This window comes from Hyunsoonleella aquatilis (genome assembly GCF_014270105.1).
GTDB lineage: Bacteria > Bacteroidota > Bacteroidia > Flavobacteriales > Flavobacteriaceae > Jejuia > Jejuia aquatilis.
This window is the reverse complement of sequence record NZ_JACNMF010000003.1, coordinates 659,195-683,376: the sequence shown is the minus strand read 5'-3', so window position 1 is coordinate 683,376 and position 24,182 is coordinate 659,195. Positions and strand designations below refer to the sequence as shown.

The 24,182-nt window shown below is 38.5% G+C and carries 23 protein-coding genes; 19 read left to right on the top strand and 4 right to left on the bottom strand.

Going from position 1 to position 24,182, the window contains the following annotated elements; translation table 11 throughout:
* Nucleotides 1-143 precede the first annotated feature (143 nt).
* A complete protein-coding gene (locus H7U19_RS11620) occupies nucleotides 144-686 on the top strand; it encodes a DUF6934 family protein (protein WP_246454775.1) in 543 nt (180 codons plus the stop codon).
* 69 nt (nucleotides 687-755) lie between these two features.
* Nucleotides 756-926: a hypothetical protein gene (locus tag H7U19_RS11615; protein WP_186562514.1), complete on the top strand. Its 171-nt coding sequence runs from the start codon at nucleotides 756-758 to the stop codon at nucleotides 924-926.
* A gap of 626 nt (nucleotides 927-1,552) precedes the next feature.
* Here the strand turns inward: H7U19_RS11615 and H7U19_RS11610 are convergent.
* On the bottom strand, nucleotides 1,553-3,724 hold the full coding sequence (locus H7U19_RS11610) for an endonuclease MutS2 (protein WP_186562512.1): 2,172 nt from the start codon (nucleotides 3,722-3,724) through the stop codon (nucleotides 1,553-1,555).
* Between the two features lie 149 nt (nucleotides 3,725-3,873).
* On the opposite strand from H7U19_RS11610, the gene sppA reads away from it, so the two are divergent.
* Both sppA and H7U19_RS11600 read left to right on the top strand, forming a co-directional pair.
* The gene (gene sppA / locus H7U19_RS11605) at nucleotides 3,874-5,637 is read left to right on the top strand and encodes a signal peptide peptidase SppA (RefSeq protein ID WP_186562510.1); all 1,764 of its coding nucleotides are present in this window, start codon (nucleotides 3,874-3,876) and stop codon (nucleotides 5,635-5,637) included.
* A 143-nt stretch (nucleotides 5,638-5,780) separates the two neighbouring features.
* Nucleotides 5,781-8,126: a VWA domain-containing protein gene (locus H7U19_RS11600; protein ID WP_186562508.1), complete on the top strand. Its 2,346-nt coding sequence runs from the start codon at nucleotides 5,781-5,783 to the stop codon at nucleotides 8,124-8,126.
* A gap of 38 nt (nucleotides 8,127-8,164) precedes the next feature.
* Here H7U19_RS11600 and H7U19_RS11595 read toward each other — a convergent pair whose 3' ends face one another.
* On the bottom strand, nucleotides 8,165-8,587 hold the full coding sequence (locus H7U19_RS11595; protein WP_186562507.1) for a DoxX family protein: 423 nt from the start codon (nucleotides 8,585-8,587) through the stop codon (nucleotides 8,165-8,167).
* A 57-nt stretch (nucleotides 8,588-8,644) separates the two neighbouring features.
* Nucleotides 8,645-10,288, bottom strand: coding sequence for an acyl-CoA carboxylase subunit beta (locus H7U19_RS11590; RefSeq protein WP_186562505.1), 1,644 nt, complete (start codon nucleotides 10,286-10,288; stop codon nucleotides 8,645-8,647).
* Nucleotides 10,289-10,429: 141 nt separating this feature from the next.
* On the opposite strand from H7U19_RS11590, the gene H7U19_RS11585 reads away from it, so the two are divergent.
* The 7 genes from H7U19_RS11585 to ettA all read left to right on the top strand — a co-directional run bounded on the left by H7U19_RS11585 (nucleotide 10,430) and on the right by ettA (nucleotide 15,474).
* The gene (locus tag H7U19_RS11585) at nucleotides 10,430-10,960 is read left to right on the top strand and encodes an NADPH-dependent FMN reductase (protein WP_186562503.1); all 531 of its coding nucleotides are present in this window, start codon (nucleotides 10,430-10,432) and stop codon (nucleotides 10,958-10,960) included.
* A gap of 3 nt (nucleotides 10,961-10,963) precedes the next feature.
* The gene (locus tag H7U19_RS11580; protein ID WP_186562501.1) at nucleotides 10,964-11,245 is read left to right on the top strand and encodes a GNAT family N-acetyltransferase; all 282 of its coding nucleotides are present in this window, start codon (nucleotides 10,964-10,966) and stop codon (nucleotides 11,243-11,245) included.
* Nucleotides 11,246-11,251: 6 nt separating this feature from the next.
* Nucleotides 11,252-11,689: a MarR family winged helix-turn-helix transcriptional regulator gene (locus H7U19_RS11575; protein WP_186562499.1), complete on the top strand. Its 438-nt coding sequence runs from the start codon at nucleotides 11,252-11,254 to the stop codon at nucleotides 11,687-11,689.
* A gap of 111 nt (nucleotides 11,690-11,800) precedes the next feature.
* A complete protein-coding gene (locus H7U19_RS11570; RefSeq protein WP_186562497.1) occupies nucleotides 11,801-12,673 on the top strand; it encodes a pirin family protein in 873 nt (290 codons plus the stop codon).
* A gap of 20 nt (nucleotides 12,674-12,693) precedes the next feature.
* The gene (locus H7U19_RS11565) at nucleotides 12,694-13,410 is read left to right on the top strand and encodes a pirin family protein (protein WP_186562495.1); all 717 of its coding nucleotides are present in this window, start codon (nucleotides 12,694-12,696) and stop codon (nucleotides 13,408-13,410) included.
* A 100-nt stretch (nucleotides 13,411-13,510) separates the two neighbouring features.
* A complete protein-coding gene (locus tag H7U19_RS11560; RefSeq protein WP_019387444.1) occupies nucleotides 13,511-13,693 on the top strand; it encodes a CAL67264 family membrane protein in 183 nt (60 codons plus the stop codon).
* A gap of 89 nt (nucleotides 13,694-13,782) precedes the next feature.
* The gene (gene ettA / locus H7U19_RS11555) at nucleotides 13,783-15,474 is read left to right on the top strand and encodes an energy-dependent translational throttle protein EttA (protein WP_186562493.1); all 1,692 of its coding nucleotides are present in this window, start codon (nucleotides 13,783-13,785) and stop codon (nucleotides 15,472-15,474) included.
* A 24-nt stretch (nucleotides 15,475-15,498) separates the two neighbouring features.
* Here ettA and H7U19_RS11550 read toward each other — a convergent pair whose 3' ends face one another.
* Entirely contained in the window at nucleotides 15,499-15,741 is a 243-nt protein-coding gene (locus H7U19_RS11550; protein ID WP_186562491.1) for an OadG family protein, read from the bottom strand.
* Nucleotides 15,742-16,055: 314 nt separating this feature from the next.
* Here H7U19_RS11550 and H7U19_RS11545 point away from each other — a divergent pair, with 314 nt between their 5' ends.
* The 8 genes from H7U19_RS11545 to H7U19_RS11510 all read left to right on the top strand — a co-directional run bounded on the left by H7U19_RS11545 (nucleotide 16,056) and on the right by H7U19_RS11510 (nucleotide 24,085).
* On the top strand, nucleotides 16,056-17,399 hold the full coding sequence (locus H7U19_RS11545) for a coiled-coil domain-containing protein (protein WP_186562489.1): 1,344 nt from the start codon (nucleotides 16,056-16,058) through the stop codon (nucleotides 17,397-17,399).
* A 177-nt stretch (nucleotides 17,400-17,576) separates the two neighbouring features.
* Complete coding sequence (locus H7U19_RS11540) at nucleotides 17,577-18,638, top strand: hypothetical protein (protein ID WP_186562487.1); 1,062 nt, start codon at nucleotides 17,577-17,579, stop codon at nucleotides 18,636-18,638.
* 9 nt (nucleotides 18,639-18,647) lie between these two features.
* Complete coding sequence (locus H7U19_RS11535; protein ID WP_186562485.1) at nucleotides 18,648-19,091, top strand: hypothetical protein; 444 nt, start codon at nucleotides 18,648-18,650, stop codon at nucleotides 19,089-19,091.
* 16 nt (nucleotides 19,092-19,107) lie between these two features.
* Nucleotides 19,108-21,072 (top strand): AAA family ATPase, encoded by a 1,965-nt coding sequence (locus H7U19_RS11530; RefSeq protein WP_186562483.1) that lies wholly within the window; start codon nucleotides 19,108-19,110, stop codon nucleotides 21,070-21,072.
* 127 nt (nucleotides 21,073-21,199) lie between these two features.
* A complete protein-coding gene (locus H7U19_RS11525) occupies nucleotides 21,200-21,502 on the top strand; it encodes a GIY-YIG nuclease family protein (RefSeq protein ID WP_186562481.1) in 303 nt (100 codons plus the stop codon).
* A 109-nt stretch (nucleotides 21,503-21,611) separates the two neighbouring features.
* Nucleotides 21,612-22,196 (top strand): NUDIX domain-containing protein, encoded by a 585-nt coding sequence (locus tag H7U19_RS11520; protein ID WP_186562479.1) that lies wholly within the window; start codon nucleotides 21,612-21,614, stop codon nucleotides 22,194-22,196.
* Nucleotides 22,197-22,283: 87 nt separating this feature from the next.
* Nucleotides 22,284-23,519 (top strand): DUF6638 family protein, encoded by a 1,236-nt coding sequence (locus tag H7U19_RS11515; protein ID WP_186562477.1) that lies wholly within the window; start codon nucleotides 22,284-22,286, stop codon nucleotides 23,517-23,519.
* 35 nt (nucleotides 23,520-23,554) lie between these two features.
* Nucleotides 23,555-24,085: a hypothetical protein gene (locus H7U19_RS11510; protein WP_186562475.1), complete on the top strand. Its 531-nt coding sequence runs from the start codon at nucleotides 23,555-23,557 to the stop codon at nucleotides 24,083-24,085.
* Nucleotides 24,086-24,182: the final 97 nt, after the last annotated feature.

Genomic DNA, 24,182 nt, shown 5'->3' with positions numbered 1-24,182 from the left:
ATAATTACGCATACGTACGTATTGATTTTTTGACATAAAATAGCGAACTTCGCTTATCGAACGATAGAATTGATTAAAATGCAAACATATCTAACCGTTAGCAAATATTTGATTTCATTATTTTCACAAAAAATTTATAGATATTGAATAACATTACTGCTTATAAGACAGAACTGCTCGATACTGGAACTAAGAAGCTTCAATATCTTTTTGAAAGCAAAGGAAATCAATCAATAATTAAAGCCATTGAATATACACCAGTTACTAAAAGAGATGGTAGAACAGTATATAATTTGGGTTTCGGAGATTATGAAGAAGAAACTGGTACAATTCTTGACGATATTAATAGTAATAATGGAGATATGTGGAAAGTTTTTAGTACGGTTTTAAATACTGTGCCAAAATTTTTTCAAGAAAATAAAAATTCAGCTATTTGGGTTCAGGGTAGTGATAGTGCTGAAGATTTTATGGCACTTTGTCAACCGACTTGTGCTAAAAATTGTGACGAGGAATGTCGTAACTTTAATAGAAGAATTAAGACGTATAGATACTATGTCAATAAGAATTTTGTTGAATTAAGTAAAGAATATGTCTTTTTTGGATTAACGAATGGAGAAAAACCAGATTTTGTTCAATATATCCCTGAAAATGAGTATATTGGAATTTTGGTTTTTAAGAAAAAATAAGCTAACTTTGTAGTATACATTAAAGAAAAACTTGTTTTTCTTTAATGTATACTACTAGAACAAATAAAAATGGAACGAAAAAAACAAATATTAAAAGCAAAGAAAGTTCTCTCTATGTCGAAGTCGACAAAGAAGAGAATATCTGTTATTGCCAAAGATATTAAAGGAAAGGAATTGTTCCCTGAAAAAGTTGATTTGGCAAAAAAGTCACTAAGTAATCTTAAATCACTTCCGATTTAAAAACATTTGCTAACGACGTATATAAAAAATAGCGAGATAAGCGCATTCCAGATGGTTTGCGCTTTTTTATTAACATCAGCATTAATCAGAAAACCAGTATCACTGACAACGCTACTTTTCATAACCTAGACCGATAAGCGTACCCCCAAATTCTTCAACAAAAAACTTCCAATCCCAGTGCCATCATCATTTCAAAAACCAAATCATGCCTGCATATTCTGAAGGACAAAAATAAAGTTGCCCACTAGTGTGCGCTGATGCATTCAATCCAATTAATTCCACAAATAGTTTGGCTCATTTGTATTATGCCATGAAAGATATTGCAAGCAGAAGTGTTCGTTAGACGAAAAAAATGCGTTGTGAAAGGCCTTAACTCCTCTTTCTTTCAATTTTTTTAATGAAAATTGAAATTCATTCTCCTCTTTACAAAAAGAGGAGAGCTAAGTGTGATAATAAATTCTGGAATCTTTAAAATTCTGCTAAATTTTATCAAATATCGGCTCCTCCCTTTTGAAAAGGGAGGAAAATTTCGATGATATCGAAATTAGGAGGGTTGCTATAAAACGCTTCCAAACATCTATGTATCACAACTGCAACTGAGACTGCGGCTGCCCACTGAACACTGCCTACTTCTTAACCGCCTCCACCAACTCCAACTGCTCCAAACTCACATTAGTCGTAAACATCCCATAATTCACTACAGCTTTGGTTTTTTCAATTTTGTCAATGGTGCCAATAGCACGGCCATCTTCCATGCGTACCCTGTCCCCAATTTTTAAAATAGGTTTTGGTTTTGGTGGGGCTTCGGCGGCTTTTTTCTTTTCGGCCTTTTTCTTCTGTCGGATAACGTTTACCTTTTTTTCAACCTCTTGCTTTACCTGTTTTTCCTTCACTTTTTCCGCCTTTTTTTGACGAGCGGAAATCTTTTTACGTTTCGAGTTTTCTATTTGAACCAGTTTAAACAACTCATCCATTAACTCGCGTTTACGCTTGTTGCTGAAGTATTTTTCGGCAATATCATTTACTTTTTGTCCCAAATAAATCAAACGTTGGTTGCTATCATAAAGCTCTTGATAGCTTTCCAGTTTCTTCTGGATTTTTGCATTGATTTCTTCCAGTTTATCGGCTTCCTCTTCCTTTTTCTTTTCGTTTATTTTTAAGGATTGTCCGGTTTTTTCTAGACGCGAACGTTCCTTTTGAAGTTTGGCAATGGTGGCATCAAAACGCACTTTGCTGCGCTCAATTTTCTTTTTTGCACGATTGATTAACGAATAGGGAATTCCGTTTTTCTGTGCCACTTCAAACGTAAAACTACTGCCGGCTTGCCCCACTACCAATTTAAACATCGGCTCTAAAGTCCGTTCGTTAAACAGCATGTTGGCGTTTATCATGTATGGCAGTTCCGTTGCCAAAATCTTTAAATTGGAATAATGCGTCGTGATAATGCCAAAAGCTTCCCGATGATAAAACTCTTCCAAAAAGGTTTCGGCCAGTGCGCCACCCAATTCGGGGTCACTTCCCGTACCAAATTCATCAATTAAAAAAAGCGTGTTTTTATTACACTTTCTAAGAAAATAGTTCATTTGTTTCAAGCGATAACTATAGGTACTCAGATGATTTTCAATAGATTGATTGTCTCCGATATCGCTTAAAATCCTATCGAACAAGCAAACTTTACTGCGCTCGTGCACAGGGATTAAAAGTCCACTTTGCAACATTACTTGGAGTAATCCAATGGTTTTTAAAGTGATACTTTTACCTCCGGCATTCGGCCCCGAAATCACAATAATGCGACTGTCTTTGTTCAGTTCAATGGTCTGAGGAAAGGTTTTTTCCTTTTTTTCCAAATTATTCAAATAGAGCAGGGGGTGGTAGGCGTCACGCAAAAACATACTTTTATCCTCCGAAAATTCTGGAAGAATGGCGTTCATGGATTTGGCATATTTCGCCTTGGCGGCAATCACATCCATGGCAATCAGAAAGTTTTGGTAGTCTTTCAGCAAAGGCAAAAATGGCCGGATAAAATCGGTAACTTCCTTTAAAATCCGAACGATTTCCTCGCGTTCTTCGTATTCCAAATTATTCAGTTCGCGCGAATGTTGCAAGGTGGTTTCTGGCTCAATATAAACGATGCTTCCCGTTTTACTGCCTCCCATCACACTGCCTTTTACTTTTCGACGGTACATGGCTTTAACGGCCAATACCCGTCTGTTATCTACTACCGACTCTCGTATGTCATCCAGATATTCCAGATTGTGATAGGTATTCAAAGCCGCGGCAAAACTTTGGTTGATTTTACCTTTCACGCGGTTGATGGATTGCCTTAATTCCGATAGCAAAACAGAAGCATTATCCCGAATATCCCCAAAGCGATCCACAATGCTTTCAATTTTTTCAATCAATACCTTGGTCACTTCAATATGCGACGCAAAATCATTTAAATTGGGGTAATATTCTTCAAACTTTTTTAGAAATAGCACAATCTCGTTGGCAGTGGTAGAAATCGCCACAATCTTTTTCAAACTATGCACTTCCAAATAGGTGTTTTCAATATTTAAAAGTTTTAATTCCTTTGAAATCGTATCAAAGCCATGATTGGGAATTCTGTTGTCATTGTAAAACGAAGACACATATTCATTGGTAAGATGCAGAGACTTTTGGAGTTCCTCCTTTGTTTTATATGGTGCAATTTTAAGAGCCGAAGCATTGCCCAAAGGGGTAATGCAAAGTTCGCTCACTTGTTGTAAAACCGTGGGGAATTCTAAATCTTGTGATGTTTTTTCATGGATGTGAATCATGCCTATTTTAACGAAAAAAATGAAAACGCAAAGTTATAAATTCTTTACTTTAAGTTTTCTAGATTTGCAACATTGTATAAATCGATTGTAAAGTTTGAAAACTGTAACATTTATTGGTTTTTCAGACTAATGAGTAAATCTAAATTACTATGAAATTTTTAGGACGAGTTTTATCCACTGTTGTGGGCATTTTTGTGTTTTGTGCCTTGGGCTTTTTTATGCTGGTAGTTTTGGGCGCATTGCTTGGCGGATCATCCGAGGAAGTGGTTACGGTAAAGCCAAATTCCATTTTGGAATTGAAGTTGGACTTTCCCATAAATGATTATGCAGGAAAAACAGTGTTTAAGGACTACCCCTTTTTAAATGAGGATGAAAAAAATGGATTGTTCAATTTAATTGACGCCATAAATTATGCGGCCACGGACGACAAAATTAAAGGTATTACCATTGAAAACAACTTTATTGATGCTGGTATTTCGCAGACGAAAGCTTTGAGGAAGGCGCTGATTGATTTTAAGAAATCTGGGAAATTTATCACGGCTTATGCGGATGTTTTTTCACAAAAGGATTATTATTTGAGTTCGGTTGCTGATACCATTATGCTCAATCCGGCGGGAGAATTGGAGTTCAAGGGGTTTTATACCGAGATGTTGTTTTTCAAGGATTTTCAGGAAAAATCGGGAATAAAGCTTGAGGTGATACGGCACGGAAAGTATAAGAATGCTGCCGAGCCCTTTTTGGAAAATCAGATGAGCGATGCCAACCGCGAACAAATACAAGCCTATTTGAATGGTTTATGGATCGAAGTAAAAAAAGATATTTCTGAAGCCAGGGAAATTTCGGTTGCGGATTTAGATAGTATCGCAGATAACCTGTTGGTGCGCACTCCTCAATTGGCCGTATCTACTAAGTTGATAGATAAGCTGGGGTATTATGATGACTATGAGAGCCAATTAAAAACAGCAGTGGCTGTTGCCAACGATAAACCTTTAAATCGAGTTTTTATAGAGGATTATGCCCTATCTGTGGCTCCAAAATTGAGGGCTAAATCGAGCAAAAACAAAATCGCAGTGATTTATGCCGAAGGTGAAATTATTTATGGTACAGCCGAAAAAGGTTATGTAGGCCATCTTACGATTAATAAAGCCATTGAGGATGCGAGGGAAGACGACAGAATAAAAGCCATCGTACTTCGAATTAATTCCCCCGGTGGTGGTGCCTTGGCTAGTGAATTAATATGGCGAGAAATTGAGTTGGCTAAAAAGAAGAAACCAGTTATTGTATCTATGGGGAATATGGCCACTTCAGGAGGGTATTACATTGCGGCGCATGCAGACAAAATAGTGGCCCAGTCCACAACCATTACAGGAAGTATTGGTGTGATAGGGATGTTGCCTAATTTTAGCAGATTGGCTGATAACATGGGAATCAATGCTGAACAAGTAAAGACCAATAAAAACGCTATCCCTTTCAGCCTTTTAGAACCTTTGGACGATACGCAGCGTCAATTTATCAAAGAAGGTATCCAGGACACTTATACTTTATTTTCGAAGCGTGTGGCAGAGGGCCGGGATATGCCTGCTGAAGATGTCGAGGCCATTGCCCAAGGAAGGGTTTGGACGGGAGTAGATGCTTTAGAAAGAGGATTAGTTGATGAATTGGGAGGATTGGATGTTGCTCTAAAGTACGCTGCCGAGGCAGCGGACATTGAAGATTATAAAATAAAGGAATTTCCCGTTTTTGAAAAGGATTTGGACGAAATGCTGGAGGCTTTCGGTTTGGCGAAAGCTAAGGAAACCATAATGAAGGAAGAAATCGGGGAGGCCAATTATAAAACTCTAAAGGAAATAAAACGTCTATCTCAAAAACAAGGGGTGCAGTTGATGTTTCCTTACAGCACGGAAATTAAATAGTACCAATATGCAAAATATTTTGAGGCGGACTTCGGTTCGCCTTTTTTTATGCTTTACTCGCTCAAAAGTGGGGTTTACTCATTCTCGGTTTTTTGCTCCATTAGTTGATTATAGTTTTATGCTAAACTTTAAAATCAACTATTATGAAAGCACTATTAACATTAATTTTTGCATTGGCTGTATCAACTCAAATTCAGTCCCAAGAAAAACTTATTACAGGGAAGGTAACATCTGCTTCTGATGGCATAGAAATCCCTGGAGTAAATGTTATTGTCAAAGGAACGACAACAAGAGCGGTAACCGATTTTGATGGCTTGTATGAAATCAAGGCAAAATCTTCAGATATCTTGGTTTTCAGCTATTTGGGGTTTGCTACCAAAGAAGTAAAAGTAGGAAATCGAACTACCGTTTCTATTGCCTTAGAGGAAGACGTCGCCCGTTTAGAAGAAGTTGTGGTTATAGGTTATGGCACCATGAAAAGGAAGTCCTTAACTGGATCCGTTTCAATGGTTTCATCACCAACACCTTCCGCTTCGCAAATAAAGCGTAGAAAGCAAAAAGACTATCATCAAAAGTTGGCCAATCAAATTCAATCTACTTCAATTGAAAAAACCTTGCAGGGCAAGATAGCTGGGGTAGCGTTCACTAGTGCTAATGGAAATCCAGGGAAAAGTACACAAATCCGTATTGGGGGGATGAGCTCTTTGGTCTCGCAAAATAACCCATTAGTTATAATTGATGGAGCAATTGTGCCATACAATACTATGGAGTGCTTAAATCCAAACCAAATCCAATCCATAGACGTTTTAAAGGATGTTGCATCAACGGCAATTTACGGGACTAGGGGAGCAAGCGGAGTTATTTTAATCTCAACCAAAAATCATAGCGAGAGCAAGGCCCAAGCACCACTATATATTGTTGACGGACAACCCATAAAAAAGGAAAACAACTACATTATTGAAAGTATTCCCGAATCGGATATTGATAGCAAAGTGGAATATGGCAAAGGGGATGCCAAAGATAAATTTGGCAAAATTGCAAAACATGGATGTGTGGTGATAACCACTCACCAAGGCAATTTCAGAATTCAAAATAATGAAAGCTATGCTGTGATTGAAGAGAATAGTTTTAAGAGAACCACTTTGTCCCCGTTATCCACCTTTTCCATCGATGTGGATAAAGCCTCGTATAGCAACATTCGGAGAATGATAAACAACGGAATGGCCATTCAACCTGACGCTGTAAAGATTGAAGAAATGATTAACTATTTCGATTATGAGTATCCACAACCCACTGGAGTACATCCATTCGCCATACATACAGAAGTGGCCCAAACACCATGGCACAACGACACTCGAATCGTAAAAATTGGGCTTCAAGGTAAAACCTACGGCTATGAAGAATTACCACCATCTAACCTTACGTTTTTAGTTGATGTATCGGGTTCCATGAGTTCACAAAACAAGCTCCCTTTGTTAAAATCGGCATTTAAGCTTTTAGTCAATCAATTGAGGGGTGAGGATAAAGTATCTATTGTGGTTTACGCCGGAGCCGCTGGTGTAGTTTTAGAACCCACTTCAGGAAAACATAAAGAGAAAATTTTAAATGCTTTGAATGGTTTAGAGTCTGGGGGTTCCACGGCTGGTGGTGCAGGGATTAAATTGGCTTACAAATTAGCAGAGCAACATTTTAAGAAAAACGGAAACAACAGGGTGATTTTGGCGACGGACGGTGACTTTAATGTTGGTGCTTCTAGCGATAAGGCTATGGAAAAACTGATTGAAACCAAACGACAATCGGGTGTTTTTTTATCGGTTCTAGGCTTTGGCTATGGAAATTACAAAGATTCTAAATTGGAGACTTTAGCAGATAAAGGCAATGGCAATCATGCGTATATCGACAACATGCAAGAAGCTCAAAAGGTATTTGGAAAGGAATTTGGAGGTACGCTTTTTACGATTGCAAAGGACGTGAAAATCCAAGTGGAGTTTAATCCAAATAAGGTTCAGGCATACCGGCTAATAGGCTACGAGAATAGAATGCTGGAGGACGAAGATTTTGTGGATGATACCAAAGATGCAGGTGAATTGGGGAGCGGGCATACCGTAACAGCCCTTTACGAGGTCATTCCGGTTGGTGCGCAAACTACCTATCTAAGAGATGTGGACGATTTAAAATACACGAACTCTCAAATAGTATCAGACTACAGCGATGAACTATTTACTGTTAAGTTTAGATATAAAAAGCCAAATGGAGCTAAAAGTATAGAAATAGTGCATGTTCAGAAAGATAAGGTTTCGGAAGCTTCGGAAGATATGAAATTTGCATCGGCGGTGGCACTCTTCGGTATGCAATTAAGACAATCGAAATACCATAACAACTCAAAGCTTGAAGATGTGTTGGAGCTATCCAATGAAGGTAGAGGTGAAGATGAAAACGGATATAGAGCAGAATTCAGAAGGTTAGTGTCTTCCTATCAAAATTTATAGTAGAAAAAACAAAAGGCGACTAAAAGTCGCTTTTTGTTTTACTGTTGCATTTTAAAATAATAGTCCAAAGAGCGTTTGCCCGAGCCGTACATCAAAAAGAAACCACATACCATCAATGTAACAATGGCCAAAACTAAGTTTCCGGTATTCATTTCACCAGCAAAATTGATAACGATGGCTCCAATCAAAATGGGGAGTTGGGCAATAACAGCCCATCTTGTCAAAAGCCCAAAGGCAATCAACAATCCGCCTAAAAAATGTGCCGGAGCTACATAATGTATCATAATCATACTACCTGCCATATTCTGAAACGGCTTAATCAGTTGCGCGAGCATTTCACTATTGCCCATAAAGTCGATGCCCTTTATAAATAAAAAAGCACCAAGCGCAACGCGCAACAAATCCAAGGGCATATAGGTGTGCCTATTCGCCCACTTATTTAATGTTTTTATAGTTCCCATAGTTTAAGTTGTTGGTTTGCAGTTTATAAGGTACAAAAAAACCATGGGATTTTAAAATTATACCTGAAGTACGCCAAGATTGAATGGCTTTTCAATAGGCGCATGATTGGCCGCCTCAATACCCATGGAAATCCATTTTCTGGTTTCCAAAGGATCAATAATAGCATCAGTCCAAAGACGGGCGGCGGCAAAGTAAGGAGAAACTTGATTGTCGTATCGTGCTTTTATTTTATTGAAAAGTGCTTCTTCCTTTTCCTTTGTGATTTTTTCGCCCTGTTTTTCAAGGGAAGCCTTTTCAATTTGAAGTAATACTTTTGCAGCCGAATTACCGCTCATTACGGCAAGTTCGGCACTTGGCCATGCCACTATCAATCTCGGATCGTAGGCTTTACCGCACATGGCGTAATTTCCAGCACCATAACTATTGCCAATTACAATAGTGAATTTAGGAACAACAGAATTACTAACGGCATTGACCATTTTTGCCCCATCTTTGATGATTCCGGAATGTTCACTTTTGCTACCTACCATAAACCCGGTGACATCTTGTAAAAAAACCAATGGTATTTTCTTTTGATTGCAATTAGCGATAAATCTAGTGGCTTTGTCAGCCGAATCGTTATAAATCACACCGCCAAACTGCATTTCGGAGGGTTTGGTTTTGGAGCCAGTTGTTTTTACAATTTGCCGCTGATTGGCCACTATGCCCACTGCCCAACCATCAATACGGGCGTAACAGGTAATAATGGTTTGTCCATAACCCGCTTTATATTCCTCGTATTCTGAATTGTCCACTAAACGTTTGATGATTTCATACATATCGTATTGGTCAGCGCGACTTTTTGGAAGAATGCCAAAAATATCCTCAGGATTTTCAGTTGGTTTTTGCGAAGCTATGCGGTTAAATCCAGCTTTATCGTAATCCCCAATTTTATCAACTATAGTTTTGATTTTGTCCAAAGCATCCTTGTCATTTTTGGCCTTGTAATCGGTAACTCCAGAAATTTCACAGTGAGTTGTGGCGCCTCCTAGTGTTTCGTTGTCAATACTTTCGCCAATGGCGGCCTTTACCAAATAACTTCCTGCTAAAAAGATACTCCCGGTTTTGTCTACGATCAACGCTTCGTCGCTCATGATAGGGAGGTAGGCCCCACCTGCCACACAACTTCCCATAACAGCGGCAATTTGAGTAATACCCATACTGCTCATAATGGCATTGTTTCTAAAAATACGTCCGAAATGCTCCTTGTCAGGAAAAATTTCGTCCTGCATCGGCAGATAAACCCCTGCTGAATCTACCAAATAAATGATAGGCAGTCGATTTTCAATAGCAATTTCTTGGGCTCTCAAATTCTTTTTACCTGTAATAGGGAACCAGGCGCCTGCTTTAACTGTGGCATCATTAGCCACAACGATGCATTGCTTTCCTTTAATATATCCAATCTTCACAACCACCCCTCCAGAAGGGCAACCACCATGTTCGGGGTACATATCTTCACCAGCAAAAGCGCCAATTTCAATGGATTTGGACTTCTCATCCAACAAATAATCAATGCGTTCCCTAGCCGTCAGTTTTCCTTTTAAATGGTGTTTTTCAATACGTGATTTGCCACCACCCAAACTCACTTTCGCAAGTCTTTTATTGAGTTCGGAAACTAACAGCTTATTGTGATCTTCATTTTTGTTGAAGTTGATATCCATATCTCGAAAATATTTTTAACGAATTTACGAAACCCATTTCTGTATAAAAAGTGAATAATTTGTTAAAATACATAACATGGAAATATATTCCTTGGAATATAAATTTATTTGTTGTAGTTTTGTATCAAACAAAATTGAAATATGAAACGTATAATTGCATTTGCAGGAAGTAATAGTAAAAACTCTATAAATAAACATTTGGCAATATACGCGTCGAGTCTTGTAGACGGTGTTGCCATAGAAATTTTGGATTTAAACGATTTTGATTTACCGCTATACGGTATTGATTTAGAAAAAGAGAACGGTATTCCAGAGGATGCACATAAATTTTTGAATTTGATTAAAGCGTCGGACGGCATTATTTTATCTCTGGCCGAACATAATGGTGCCTATTCTACGGCATTTAAGAATCTATTCGATTGGATGTCAAGAATTGAAGGTAAAACGTTTATGGGGAAGCCTATGTTGTTGATGGCAACGTCACCTGGAGGCAGAGGAGGAGCATCAGTTTTGCAAATTGCACAAGATCGTTTTCCACGGCATGATGCCAATATTGTAGCGGTATTCTCATTACCAAATTTCGGGGCTAACTTCTCGGAAGGAAAGATTGTTAATTCGGAATTGGATGCCGAATTAAAAAGTAAAGTAGAAAAGTTTCAAGCGGCGTTGTAAATTATGGAAATTAAGCACGAAGTTTTAGGAAAAAAAGGCCGTTTTTATGTTGAAATAGATGGTGAACAAAAAGCTGAAATGACTTATACTTATGCGGGCGACAATAAGATTATTATAGATCATACTGAAGTAAATCCGTCTTTAAAAGGGCAGGGTGTTGGTTATAAATTAGTGGAAACTGCAGTAGATTACGCTCGCGAAAAGAATATAAAAGTTTTGCCATTATGTCCTTTTGCGAATGCTGTTTTTAAGAAGAGAAAAGAATACAGCGACGTATTATTTTAGAATAGCATGGGAGATTTATCCAAAGATATCAACTCGACATTTGCAAATAATAGGGTGAAAGCTTTATTGAACATTATTTATACCGCAAATTGGATTACAAGCCACCAAAACGAGTTTTTTAAAGCGTATGGTATTTCGCCACAGCAGTATAACATTTTGAGGATTTTAAGAGGCGCTGACGAACCTTTAAATGTACAGACGATAAAGGATAGGATGTTAGAGCGTTCACCAAATGCCACAAGATTGATGGATAAGCTATGTGCTAAAAATTATATAGAACGTTGCCCTTCGGCACATGATAGGCGAGTTGTTAAAATTGCCATAACAGAGGAAGGCAAAACGTTTTTAGAAAACATACCAAATGATTTTAATAAGGATTTATTGAATAATTTGAGTGAAGAAGAAGCAGAGCAATTAAGTAATCTGCTTGATAAAATGCGATAAAATTTCTGTGAATCCCGATAGCTATCGGGAAGGAATCTCATAATCGATAAGTATCGCATATTTTTTTAATTAAATATTTTCCATGGAAAATAAAAAGAAAGGAGTTTTAAAATGAAACTAAATAGTGTTAAAACAGTTGGACGAAGTGATTTCGTTAATATGGGACCAATTAGATTACGGCAACCCATTCCAACACAAACAATTGATAATATAGATCCGTTTATATTATTACATCATTACGGACCTTATGAAATCAATGCAAAAAGTAATCCCTTTGATTTGGGGCCACATCCGCATCGCGGGTTTGAACCTGTAACGTTTTTGATTCAGGGAGAGCAGTTGCATCGCGATTCGTTGGGTAATGAAAGTATAGTTAAAGCTGGTGATGTCCAGTGGACCACAGCCGGAAGAGGCATTGTGCATGCCGAAGGGCCCACAAAAACTTTTGTTGAAAAAGGAGGAACAATTGAAGGGATTCAGCTATGGTTGAATTTACCGGCTGAAAAGAAAATGACAGAAGCCAATTATCAGCATGTAAAAAATGAAGATTTTAGAGTGGTGAGTTCGGATGATAGCAAAGTGAATGTTCAAATTATTGCTGGAGAATTAAACGGCTTTTATGGACGTATTCAGACCCAAACCTCAGTAAATGCTTTTATGATTGATGTTGAAGCTGATGGAAATTTTGAGGTCAACGTGCCAAATTCCCATCAATCTTTACTGTATTTATTGAAAGGTGATATTACCGTAAATAATTCTGAGATTTTAAAATTGAATGAAAATCAATTGGTACAGTTCAATCAAGATGGAGAAGGCTTTTCGATTCAAGGCAATGCGGATAGTAAACTGTTATTCCTTTCGGGTGAGCCTTTTAATGAGCCGATTTCAACCTATGGGCCTTATGTAATGAACACACAAACAGAAATACTTGAGGCCATGAGAGATTATCAAATGGGAAAAATGGGTTTTTTACCCGCTAATTAATAAACAAAAAAAGAGTAGATATGAAAACAATAATTCACAAAGCAGATACGAGAGGGTTTGCAGACCACGGATGGTTAAAGTCGCACCACACATTTAGTTTTGCTGGATATCAAGACCCTGAGCGTATGAATTTTGGAAAATTGCGCGTATTGAATGACGATGTGGTCCAGCCAAAAATGGGGTTTGGCACGCATCCACATCAAAATATGGAGATTATTTCTATTCCTTTGAAGGGGGCATTGTCCCACAAAGACAGTATGGGGAATAAACGCGCTATTGAAGTGGGAGAAGTGCAGGTGATGAGTGCGGGTAAAGGATTGACGCATTCGGAATTTAACGATAGCAAAACGGACGAAGTTAACTTTTTGCAACTTTGGATTATCCCTGAAGCCATGGGGGTTGAACCCAACTATGAGCAACGGAAGTTTGATGTTTCGGAGCGCAAAAATCAATTACAAACTGTTGTGGCTCCGAAGGATAAATTAGAGGGCGATGCATTGCCCATTAGCCAGCAGGCCTATATTTATAGGGCGGAGTTGAATGGCGATAATTCCGTGACTTTAAAGCCTAAAGCCGAAAGCAACGGGTTTTATGTATTTGTTGCCGAAGGGGATGTGAACGTTTCTGGAAACGAATTGAATAAACGGGATGCCATTGGTGTTTGGGATACGGAATCCTTAGAGATTTCTGCCAACGATGATTCTGAAATTATTGTTATAGAAGTTCCAATGAACTAGAGGTTTACAATGGTTAATAGCGAAAAAGCACCGTAACAGGTGCTTTTTTTGTTGAAAACTACGATATTTGTTTTTCAACTAAAGATTAAAAGGTGAGATTATGGCGATGAATAAAAATACAGTTTTGGCCTGGGCTACAGTACTAATGATTATTATGGGCGTAGTATTGATTTTAATGGGTGCATACCGATACGACGATGTAGCAGGTTGGGGTTTTGCTACCGTTGGTATTGGTTTCTTTGCAATAGCATGGGTGTTTAATGCTTTAAAGGGGAGGGTTTAGCTATTTACAATTTCAGAATTACGATTTACGATTTCAGGAACTAAACACACGGTTAAACGATTAAACCTTTCAACAAATAAACATAAAGAATGAGTGACGATAAGAAAGTAATCTTCTCAATGTCTGGTGTAACCAAGACATTTCAGAGTGCAAACACACCAGTTTTAAAGAACATTTATTTAAGCTTTTTTTATGGGGCTAAAATTGGGATTTTAGGGCTTAATGGTTCTGGAAAATCAACACTTTTAAAGATTATTGCGGGTGTTGATAAGAATTATCAAGGCGATGTAGTGTTTTCGCAAGATTATTCCGTGGGCTATTTGGAGCAGGAACCAAAATTGGATGATGATAAAACCGTGATGGAAGTAGTCCGAGAAGGCGCTTCTGAAACCGTCGCTATTCTTGACGAATACAACAAGATCAATGAGCAATTCGGTTTAGAGGAAGTTTATAGCGACCCTGACAAGATGGAAAAGTTGATGAACCGTCAGGCGGAGCTTCAGGATCAAATAGATGCTTTAAACGCTTGGGAATTGGATACGAAGTTAGAGATCGCGATGGATGCTTTAAGAACGCCTGAAGGTGATAAGAAAATAGGTGTATTGTCGGGAGGCGAACGCCGTCGGGTGGCATTGTGCAGATTGTTGTTGCAAGAACCAGATGTGTTACTTTTAGATGAGCCAACCAACCATTTGGATGCCGAATCCGTGCATTGGCTGGAACATCATTTGGCGCAATATAAAGGCACTGTGATTGCCGTAACGCACGATAGGTACTTTTTAGATAACGTTGCAGGATGGATTTTAGAATTAGATAGAGGTGAAGGTATTCCTTGGAAAGGCAACTATTCCTCGTGGTTGGACCAAAAGTCTAAGCGAATGGCTCAAGAAGGAAAGACTGCCTCGAAACGACAAAAAACTTTAGAACGCGAGTTGGAATGGGTGCGCCAAGGTGCAAAAGGCCGTCAAACCAAGCAAAAGGCGCGTTTAAAGAATTACGATAAGCTATTAAGCCAAGACCAAAAACAATTGGATGAAAAGTTGGAAATATACATTCCCAATGGGCCACGATTGGGTACTAATGTGATCGAGGCTAAAGGTGTTGCCAAAGGATATAATGATAGATTGTTGTATGACGATTTAAATTTCAATTTGCCACAAGCGGGAATCGTTGGAATTATTGGGCCCAATGGGGCTGGTAAAACCACCATCTTCCGCATGATTATGGGAGAGGAAACACCTGATAAAGGTGAATTTGCTGTTGGCGATACCGCTAAAATAGCTTATGTGGACCAAAGCCATTCTAACATCGATCCCGAAAAAACGATATGGCAAAACTTTAGTGATGAGCAGGAATTAGTGATGATGGGTGGAAAACAGGTCAATTCCCGAGCCTATTTGAGTCGCTTTAATTTCTCAGGAAGCGAGCAAAATAAAAAGGTGAAGCTATTGTCTGGAGGTGAGCGAAACCGATTGCATTTGGCAATGACACTCAAAGAAGAGGGTAATGTGTTGCTTTTAGATGAGCCCACTAACGATCTTGATGTGAATACATTACGCGCGTTGGAAGAAGGTTTGGAGAATTTTGCAGGTTGCGCGGTGGTGATTAGTCACGACCGTTGGTTCTTGGATAGAATTTGTACGCATATTTTAGCTTTTGAAGGTGATTCACAAGTATATTTCTTCGAAGGTAGTTTTTCGGATTACGAGGAAAACAAGAAAAAACGACTTGGTGGCGATATTATGCCGAAGCGGATTAAGTATAAAAAACTAGTGAGATAAAAAAACGCCGTACGGCGTTTTTTTTTAATTGTTGTCGTACAAGTGTCCTTCTCGGAAATCTTTATACGTTTTATTGTCGTCATCACTCTGCAATGAACCAGTTTCACTGAGTTTGTCATTTTCCCTTTTCAGGATATACGATTTTCTTACACCCAAAATTAGTAGTATCAAAAAAAAGACTACCACAATAGACAGAATCGTCACGATTTGACTCTGACTAATTAATAAGGGAATTGGCTTTAGCAATAGGTAATTAATTAACATCATTCAATAAATTTGGGTTAATAGCATTAACAAATATACAGTTTTTTGTTTAGTAAACCACTACATAAACGGTTAAAATTATCGATGTCCGTTACTTTTTTATAGACAAAGTGTCATTACCGCTAGTAAATTAAGGTGATTAACCTACTTTATTCAATGTAAAATCCTACGAATTTTTTTTTAAGATTTTAACACTTTGTAACGTTTATACATCAAATTATACACATAATTTAAAGGTAAATTATATTTCAAAAGTCATCTTTTTTAACGAAATTGCTTACCCTTAAAAATGTTCAACTTAAAACACTACATAAACCATGTCTGATGAATTCGACTTATTGGAAACCAATTCAAATGAAAAAACTGAAAAAGTAGATGTCAATTGGGGAAAGGCCATTGATACTATGAAATCCAAATTGGCGCAGGAGGACGACCCTGAGGTTCGCCAAAAAATATTAAACGCCACATTGGACGATGTGGTGCATATGGCTGAGAAGGATCGAACTACGCTTTTGGATGCCATCAAGGACCTAACGGATTATCAGGATGAGGTTGGCATTTTATTCGAAAAGTTCTCATCGTTGAATGCTAAGGAGCAAAAGGTGATTGACGATGCCCAAAAAGCATTGGAGCGTGCCAAAGTAGAGTTGGAGGATGCACAAAGTAAACCAGATACTTGGTGGAATAACCTTTGGGGCCGAAAAAGTAAAATTAAAAAAGCCGAGGAAGCATTAAAAGCCGCCGAAAAAATAAGAGCTTCAGCAGATAACAGGGCAAAGGCCATGTTTCAAGAGCGTATTGAAAGTGCCGACGTGCAAACGCTGTTAAAGGAACTATCTTATAAATCCCAAGCGGCGGTAACACGATTAAAGAATCGTGAGATAGAAATCAAAGAGGTTGAGGATAAATTACAGGATGCTATTGTTGAGGCCACAAAAAATCATACTAAAGCCCTTGAGAAAAAGAAAGAAGTTGAGGCTAAATTGGAAGAGCAATATGCGCTTTTGAAACAGGCTAGACAGGAATTGGAGGATATTGCTGATAAGCAGTCCGCCGCATATGCCAAAGCCATTGGAAAAGTGACCGAGCTTGAGCAAAAAGTGGAGGAACTTGAAGGCTTGAAAAATGCCTATACTACTTTAGCGGCCAGTAAGGACAGTTTTGTGCATAAACACAATTTGACTATCAAAGTATTGACATCCTTAAGAAGCAATTTACAAACTCATCGTGCAAAACTTAAGAGTGATACGGAAGAGCGTTTGAAATATTACGATGGCTATGTGGTTGCCTTAAAAGCCAGAACGGACCAAGAGTTTGCCGCCATATTGGAACATTTGGGTGTAAAAACCGATGAACATATTGGTGAAACCCTTGCAGCGATGCACACGGCTAGTGCCAAAGCACGTCAGGATATGATGGATAATATTCCGGTGCACGAGAAGGTGATGCAGGGTGTTTACAGTAGCTATGCCGAAGCTTTACAGGAAATCCGGGAGAAGGACATCGATATCCAAAAGAATTTTGCGGAGCGCTATGGTATTGATATGAAGGAAATTTTTGAGGAGTATTATAAAGCTGAAGCTAATCAGTCTTCGGGTGATGACGGTGAACCGGCCGGAAAACCAAAACCTGAGGCTGGGGATGATGATTTATTGTCCTAATTTTTCAAAAATATAACGGGAATTTTAACCAAAGATTCGGACTGCGTTAGGGATTGAACGGCCTGTTTGAAATCCCCGACGTAGGAGGGATTGAGTAGTGAAAGCCCGACCCCTTGTGGGTAACGCCCAAAATATTCAAATTAAAGTTCTGCTAACTGCATATCGAAGACTGAGTAAATGTCCATAAACCAAATAGTTACACCTTTAGATTCTGCTACTTTAGATTCCAAGGCGCATTACACGTTTTACCATAAAATGGTGGATTTTGTGTTCAAGGAGCTGATTGTTGCCGTGCAACGGGAGCAGATTTGCAATGCTGCCGAGGTGGCCATGTTTAAGCAATATTGCGACTTGCTGTTGTATTCCATTGAGGCGATGCGCATCAAGTATATGTATGACGAAGAGGATAATATGAAGGTGGATTTGACGGAATCGGGGTTTCCAAACTATTTGGAGTTTCGGTATTTGTTTAACGATTTGGAGCTTCGGGACGATTATTTGGGGAGGTTAACGCCTGTGGAGACACTTAAAGCTGAGTTTTTGGACACTTTAATGCGCAAAAAACAGCCGGTGAAGAAGAGCAGGTTGTTTCAGGCGGCTTCGATTGTGTATTATGCTTCGGTGAACAAAAAGTACATTTTTAATCGGTTTGTGCAGGGCAAAATTGTAAATGCGCCAGAGGAGGTGGATGCCAAATATATGACGAGCTGGAGCTTTTATGATGTGGTGCTGAACCGACCGTTTATTTGCTTTATGTATTTTGATTATGGTGGCTCGGATGTGCAGGATGCCAAACAGGAGATTTACGATATACTGAAACATGTGGCAGACCGAAATATGAATTTGGACACTATGGCTTATGGAATTGATAAAAAGTTATCCAAGGTGCATCCTAAGTTTATTAAGCGTTTGGATTTGGGGCCTTTGCACAACATGTTTGCGAAGGATGAAAATACCGTAACCCACACCATTTTGCAGGCTATCAGCAAAAAGACCATTCCTTTGGAATCGTATGCGGTTTCATTAAAAGTGACTGAAGTGGCTTCTAAAAGTGAATTTAAGGAAGGCAGTTTTTTTAACAAGCAAACTTTGCAACATTGGGACGAAGTATTTCAAAAGCGATATCTTTTTGCACCACATCGTGTCATTCAATTATTGTATAACAAGACTCCGGATATTATGAATGGGTTGGCAAAACCGCCAATTGAGATTGCCGGGGTAGAAATAGAATTAAAATAATTATAAATTATGAAGAAAATATTACTAATCGTTCCAATTTTATTAGTATCGATTTCAAGTACGTCTCAAAATTCACCAAATGACATTTCTGAGCAATTTTTTAGGGATTTCACAGAAAAGGGAGTGTCAGAAGCAATAGACAATCTTTATAGGACTAACAAATGGATGGGAAGAGCTGGCGATGCCATTATTCAATTAAAAAGTCAGATGGAGGGATTAAATGAAGATTATGTTGGAAAGTATTACGGTAAAGAATTACTTTTTGAAAAAAGATTAACAGATAGTTATGTCCTGCTAAGTTATCTTGTAAAATATGAACGTCAACCTTTAAGATTTACATTTCAATTTTACAAACCTAATGATAAGTGGGTCGTTTATAGTTTTAAGTTTGACGGGGGAATAAGTGAAGAAATTGAAGAGGCTGCTAAACTCTATAATTTCAGGTTAAACTAATTACGAAACAAAGAAAATGGAACACAACTCAACTTTCCCTATAAAACTATCAGAACTCGATGTGCTTCGGGACGAGGCCTCATCCTATTTAAAAAGCGTGCAATGGGAGCAAGGGTCTCGCGCAAAAAACAGGGACAAGGACGGCAAGGATGAGTCTATTTTACTGTATTTATCGAGGGCGAACAATGGTTCAAGTGCCACTGAAATTACTTCGGTTTCTAAAACTATTTTGGCCTTAAAAAAGCGGTTGTTGCCCGATTCGGTTGCGATTCCCATTTATTTGAATCAGACGCTTTATGCGGTTCAAGAAGGAATTACGTTGGGAATTTGGATAAAGGACAGTTACTATGATGCATCTGGTTTATCGAGTCTGAATGAGAATAAATCCGCATTGGATAGAAACGGCATGCGGGAATTTGAGAGCAAAATGCACACGGCTACGGCATTTATGCTGTTTGCAACAGCGTATAAAATTCTTCATGATTTAAAAGCTCATGCCTCTGATGATTTAAGTGTAATGAAGCAGAAGTTTGCTGGTATTCCCGAAGTATCTTTACTGTCGCCAATAAAGGGCATTTCTTGCGCACTGTTTTATTTCGACAAATATTTAGGTCATCCCGAAATTATTAAATCCGATAAGGATGTTGCTGATTTTACGGTGGTGTATTTTGAGGCCTTGATTGATGAAATCCAATTGCGAAAGAGTTCTTTGGAATATACCGAAACGATTGAGGACCGCACCTATAAATTGGAAAACTCTGAATTCGCAGTTTCAGGTTGGAACAACGTGTTTCAGGGTACTGCCAAAAGTGTGGAATTCAATAAAATCCAGTTTGAACAAATTGTGGGTAACCGGGACGCAAAGCATTTTGCCCGACGATTGACCGAACGTTTGTTGAGTTACGATTTTGCGGCAAAGAAAAACCCATTTCAGGAGTTGGGCGGTTTTATGCCCGTATTTATGGGCTACGGTATCCCGGGAACGGGAAAAAGTATGTTGATTGCCGCGATTGCCACTCGCCTTAAGGAGCACTGCGATACGCTTGACATTCCATTTTTGTTCCACCCCATGCCAGATACGCTGATATCAACCTTTCAAGGTGGCTCAGCAGAAAAAATGGTAGAGTGGATGAAGCCCATGCAGGATCCCTCAAAATTAATTTTTGCGCCTATTGATGATGCCGAAAACAATTTGCAGGAACGAACCGCCCAAGGTGTTTCCGCCGGGGTAAAAGAGGTGATAGGTGTGTTTTTAAGATATACCGAAGGGGCTTATGCGGTAAATTATGGGAATAGTTCCATCGGTTTATTTACCAACCTGCCAGAAATGTTGGATAAGGCGGTGATCTCTCGTGTTCAGGGTCGATTTAAGATTGATGGTGCCAGGACGGAACACGACTTTTTGGACCAAGATCATTTGTGGTGGCGAAAGCTGGAAGATACCATGCCAGATTTCATAAACATGCAAGGCCCGGAAAACTACAGCTACCTGCAAGATCAAGGGTTGGCAAAAAATATGGGTGAAATTTTAAAGTTGACCGACAAGCCTACGGAGGAGCGCGTTCACGAGATATATGATAAGATTGAGCAAAAGTTTAAAACGAATCAGCATTTGTTTTATGCCAATTTGTATAAGGACATGCAGGAGGCATTTCCTTTCTTTTCCTCACGTGACGTGCGAAACATTCAAAGTGCAGTCTCGTTACGATTGACAGATTTTGATTTGGATGAGGATTGGTTTGAAAATCCAGAAATCTATTTCAAGCAGGATTATGAAACCAAGTTTAATATGCTTCAAGAATTGATGCGGGCCAATATGAAAGGGTTGGATTTCTCCGAAATTCGCCGTCAGGAAGTGGTGCGTTATTTGGATAATGTGGCCACCATTGCCGACACGGACTTTAAGCGAAAAGTGGATGCAAGAGTAAATCAATTAAATATTGAAATGGAGGCACGACAGGAGTTTGAGAATAAGAATTAATGCGTCAATATAAATGGTGATGCATGATAAAAAAGTGGATTCTGCGTCGTAGCTCAGAATGACAAAAAGGACTGAAGTCATAATGCTTTGTCATTCCGCACGTGATGCGGAATCCATAATAAAAATAATGAAAGGGAATTATTATCAATTTTATGTTTACATATTAACAAATAAAAGAAATGGCACACTATACATTGGAATGACAAACGATTTGGAAAGAAGAATGTTTGAACACAAAAAGAAATTGGTTTCAGGATTTACAGCCAAATACGGATTAGATAAATTGATGTATTTCGAACAATTTCAATATGTAAATGATGCTATCAAAAGCGAAAAGCAATTGAAGAATTGGAACCGCCAATGGAAAATTGATTTGATTGAGGAAGAAAATAGTAATTGGGAGGATTTGTCTTCCGATTGGATATATTAGTGGATTCTGCGTCGTAGCGCAGAATGACAAAAAGGACTGAAGTCATAATGCTTTGTCATTCCGCACGTGATGCGGAATCCATAGAAATCATGCCAAATTGTATAAAAACATGAGCAACAATAAAATCAAAAATATCGAAAACACCTTGCTTTCGGACAATTACTATATCCTGAAGAAATACAACTTCGACTATTTGATGCCCAATGGCAAATGGGTCAATCAAATGCGGGAGGTTTATGATAGGGGCGATGGCGCCGGTATCTTGCTCTATAACACCACCAAGAAAACAGTCATTTTGATTAGGCAATTCAGAATACCGACCTATTTAAACGACAACGAGGACGGTATGCTGACGGAGATAGCGGCGGGCATGTTGGACAAAGATAATCCCGAAGCTTGCGTAATTCGAGAAACTGAGGAAGAAACGGGCTATCGCCTGAAATCGGTTAAAAAAGTTTACGAAGGCTATTCCTCGCCAGGAGTAATGACTGAAAAGATGCATTTTTTTGTTGGAGAGTACTCGGACGATATGAAAGTGAGTGGAGGAGGAGGACTGGACAGTGAAGCGGAAGACATCGAAGTGATGGAAATCCCTTTTAAAAAAGCAGTAAATATGTTGCATAATGGCGAGATTGTGGACACGCGTACGATTGTGCTGTTGCAGTATGCTATTATTCATAAATTATTGGAATAGTCAATATTGTCATTCCGCACTTGATGCGTAATCCACAATATTATTGATAAAAAAATATAGATTCCTGCCTGCGCAGGAATGAGATAAATGGACAAACTAAAACAAGCAAACCTATACAGAAGTGAGTTGATTCCCGTAAGCGGGAAGCTGGTAGAGCGTTACAATAAATGCTTAGTAAAACTGGGCTTTACGAAAACTAAACTCAAAACTTTTCATATTGATGGTATCGGCTGGAGTCCGGAAGTGGCGGAAGAAAAAAAGGATATTAATTACCTCAATAATGGGGAAGCGAATCCACACGGTATTTTGATTTCGCCACGCCAAAAGGGAAGACCGGTGTACTTGCCATTTCACACATTCGATCGGGATATGATGAAATTCGTCTTCAAAATCCACGGCGAAAAAATAAAGGACATTACCCGAGATTGTGCTATTTGCCTGGATTTTGATCAAGGAATTGATGCCTTTTATGAACCATTGGATGTATTAAAATATAAGAATGTCACGATTCATTTTCACCTCATTGATAACCTCGATAAAGTAAAGGAAGAACAATTGGAACTGGTTGCCGAATTCAACAGGAGCAATAATTTTATCAGCGAAACCATGCACCAAAAACTTTTGGATTCTGCAAAAGCTCATGGCGACCTCCGGGACAGGGATTTGGATTTGCATGAACTACAATACACCACGGATTCTTTTTACACTCGCGCTTTTGGTGGGGTGTATTTGTTAAGGGATTTTATTGTGCCCATTGCCATTTTTGAAAATGAGGAATGGCATAGCGAAGCTATCAAAGATACGACCCATGACGTGCTAATTTATCATATAGAACAACCCGAACTGATTGAAAAACTCCAGAGTCATTCTATTATTGAATGCGATTTGGAAAAGGTTGTGAAAACGGAGCGTTTCCATAGAGTGAAAAAATTTGAGATGTTTTCGCATTTGAAAAAAACGCAACATCCGATGAAGGATATTTTAAATGACCCGATTCTTTTCAAAAGCTATTTGAACAAATTGGACATCAAATCCCGGAAAAAGATTATGAGCGTGGAGCGGTATCTTGAAAAATTGGAAGTGAGCAATGAATTTAAAATTGCCGATATGGTGGATGATAAATTGTATGTGGCATTGCACAAACCACATTCATCGCTGGAACCAAAGCATCAGGATTTGGTTTGGAAACTATTAATGAATGTTTCCCCAAAGGACGTGCTGTTTTGGTATTGGTACGACAAGCCTGATTTTTATGAGAAATTTAAAGATTGGGACGAGTCCTTTAAGGATTGGGTAATAGAGACGATTAGTAACAATATTTAAGTTTTTTAGACTAATTTTATAGAAACACTTTTACTATGGGCTTAGAACTTGTAATTTTTATCGCTGCTATATTATTTGGGATTTTGATCTACTGGAGGGAATCTCAAGGCAACAGATTATATCGCTTTTTTAATAAAATATTTAACAGCAAAGAGTTACAAATGAAACCCACGGAGCAAAAGGGCTTTGTGTTCAAGCAGGCCTTTTTGCCAAGATTGGTTTATATCTTTGGGTTTTACTTGTTAATAGGGCTTATTGTTCAGTTTTTATCACCTTTTCAAATTTTTAATAGCTATAATGGTATATCGGCGTTTTCATCAATTGCAGTAGGAACCCTAATAGGAACTTATGTTGCTAATTTTGTACTGAAATCAGGAAAAGTAATTGAGGAAAAAAGTGATGTGGTTGAAGATTTGGTACAGGATACTATCGAGAAGGGCAAGGATTTTATTGAGGATTTAAAAAAGGAAGGAGAAGAAAAGGTTGCTGAAGCACCAAAGGAGGAACCAAATACATATAAAAAGAGTGCTAGGGATCGATTGAAGGATAAAGGGTATTTAAAGTAAAAACTTGTCATCCCGAACTTATTTGGGGATCTCATAACTATGATTTAATTAATAAATATGATTCTGAAACAATCCCGATAGTTGTCGGGACAGAATG

Coding starts and splice junctions, on each gene's coding strand:
- H7U19_RS11570 (WP_186562497.1), top strand. CDS start 11,801: ATGAAACTAAATAGTGTTAAAACAGTTGGACGAAGTGATTTCGTTAAT.
- H7U19_RS11585 (WP_186562503.1), top strand. CDS start 10,430: ATGAAACGTATAATTGCATTTGCAGGAAGTAATAGTAAAAACTCTATA.
- H7U19_RS11540 (WP_186562487.1), top strand. CDS start 17,577: ATGTCCATAAACCAAATAGTTACACCTTTAGATTCTGCTACTTTAGAT.
- H7U19_RS11515 (WP_186562477.1), top strand. CDS start 22,284: ATGGACAAACTAAAACAAGCAAACCTATACAGAAGTGAGTTGATTCCC.
- H7U19_RS11610 (WP_186562512.1), bottom strand. CDS start 3,724: ATGATTCACATCCATGAAAAAACATCACAAGATTTAGAATTCCCCACG.
- H7U19_RS11550 (WP_186562491.1), bottom strand. CDS start 15,741: ATGATGTTAATTAATTACCTATTGCTAAAGCCAATTCCCTTATTAATT.
- H7U19_RS11575 (WP_186562499.1), top strand. CDS start 11,252: ATGGGAGATTTATCCAAAGATATCAACTCGACATTTGCAAATAATAGG.
- H7U19_RS11520 (WP_186562479.1), top strand. CDS start 21,612: ATGAGCAACAATAAAATCAAAAATATCGAAAACACCTTGCTTTCGGAC.
- H7U19_RS11525 (WP_186562481.1), top strand. CDS start 21,200: ATGAAAGGGAATTATTATCAATTTTATGTTTACATATTAACAAATAAA.
- ettA (WP_186562493.1), top strand. CDS start 13,783: ATGAGTGACGATAAGAAAGTAATCTTCTCAATGTCTGGTGTAACCAAG.
- H7U19_RS11535 (WP_186562485.1), top strand. CDS start 18,648: ATGAAGAAAATATTACTAATCGTTCCAATTTTATTAGTATCGATTTCA.
- H7U19_RS11530 (WP_186562483.1), top strand. CDS start 19,108: ATGGAACACAACTCAACTTTCCCTATAAAACTATCAGAACTCGATGTG.
- H7U19_RS11560 (WP_019387444.1), top strand. CDS start 13,511: ATGGCGATGAATAAAAATACAGTTTTGGCCTGGGCTACAGTACTAATG.
- H7U19_RS11595 (WP_186562507.1), bottom strand. CDS start 8,587: ATGGGAACTATAAAAACATTAAATAAGTGGGCGAATAGGCACACCTAT.
- H7U19_RS11565 (WP_186562495.1), top strand. CDS start 12,694: ATGAAAACAATAATTCACAAAGCAGATACGAGAGGGTTTGCAGACCAC.
- H7U19_RS11615 (WP_186562514.1), top strand. CDS start 756: ATGGAACGAAAAAAACAAATATTAAAAGCAAAGAAAGTTCTCTCTATG.
- H7U19_RS11510 (WP_186562475.1), top strand. CDS start 23,555: ATGGGCTTAGAACTTGTAATTTTTATCGCTGCTATATTATTTGGGATT.
- H7U19_RS11590 (WP_186562505.1), bottom strand. CDS start 10,288: ATGGATATCAACTTCAACAAAAATGAAGATCACAATAAGCTGTTAGTT.
- sppA (WP_186562510.1), top strand. CDS start 3,874: ATGAAATTTTTAGGACGAGTTTTATCCACTGTTGTGGGCATTTTTGTG.
- H7U19_RS11600 (WP_186562508.1), top strand. CDS start 5,781: ATGAAAGCACTATTAACATTAATTTTTGCATTGGCTGTATCAACTCAA.
- H7U19_RS11580 (WP_186562501.1), top strand. CDS start 10,964: ATGGAAATTAAGCACGAAGTTTTAGGAAAAAAAGGCCGTTTTTATGTT.
- H7U19_RS11545 (WP_186562489.1), top strand. CDS start 16,056: ATGTCTGATGAATTCGACTTATTGGAAACCAATTCAAATGAAAAAACT.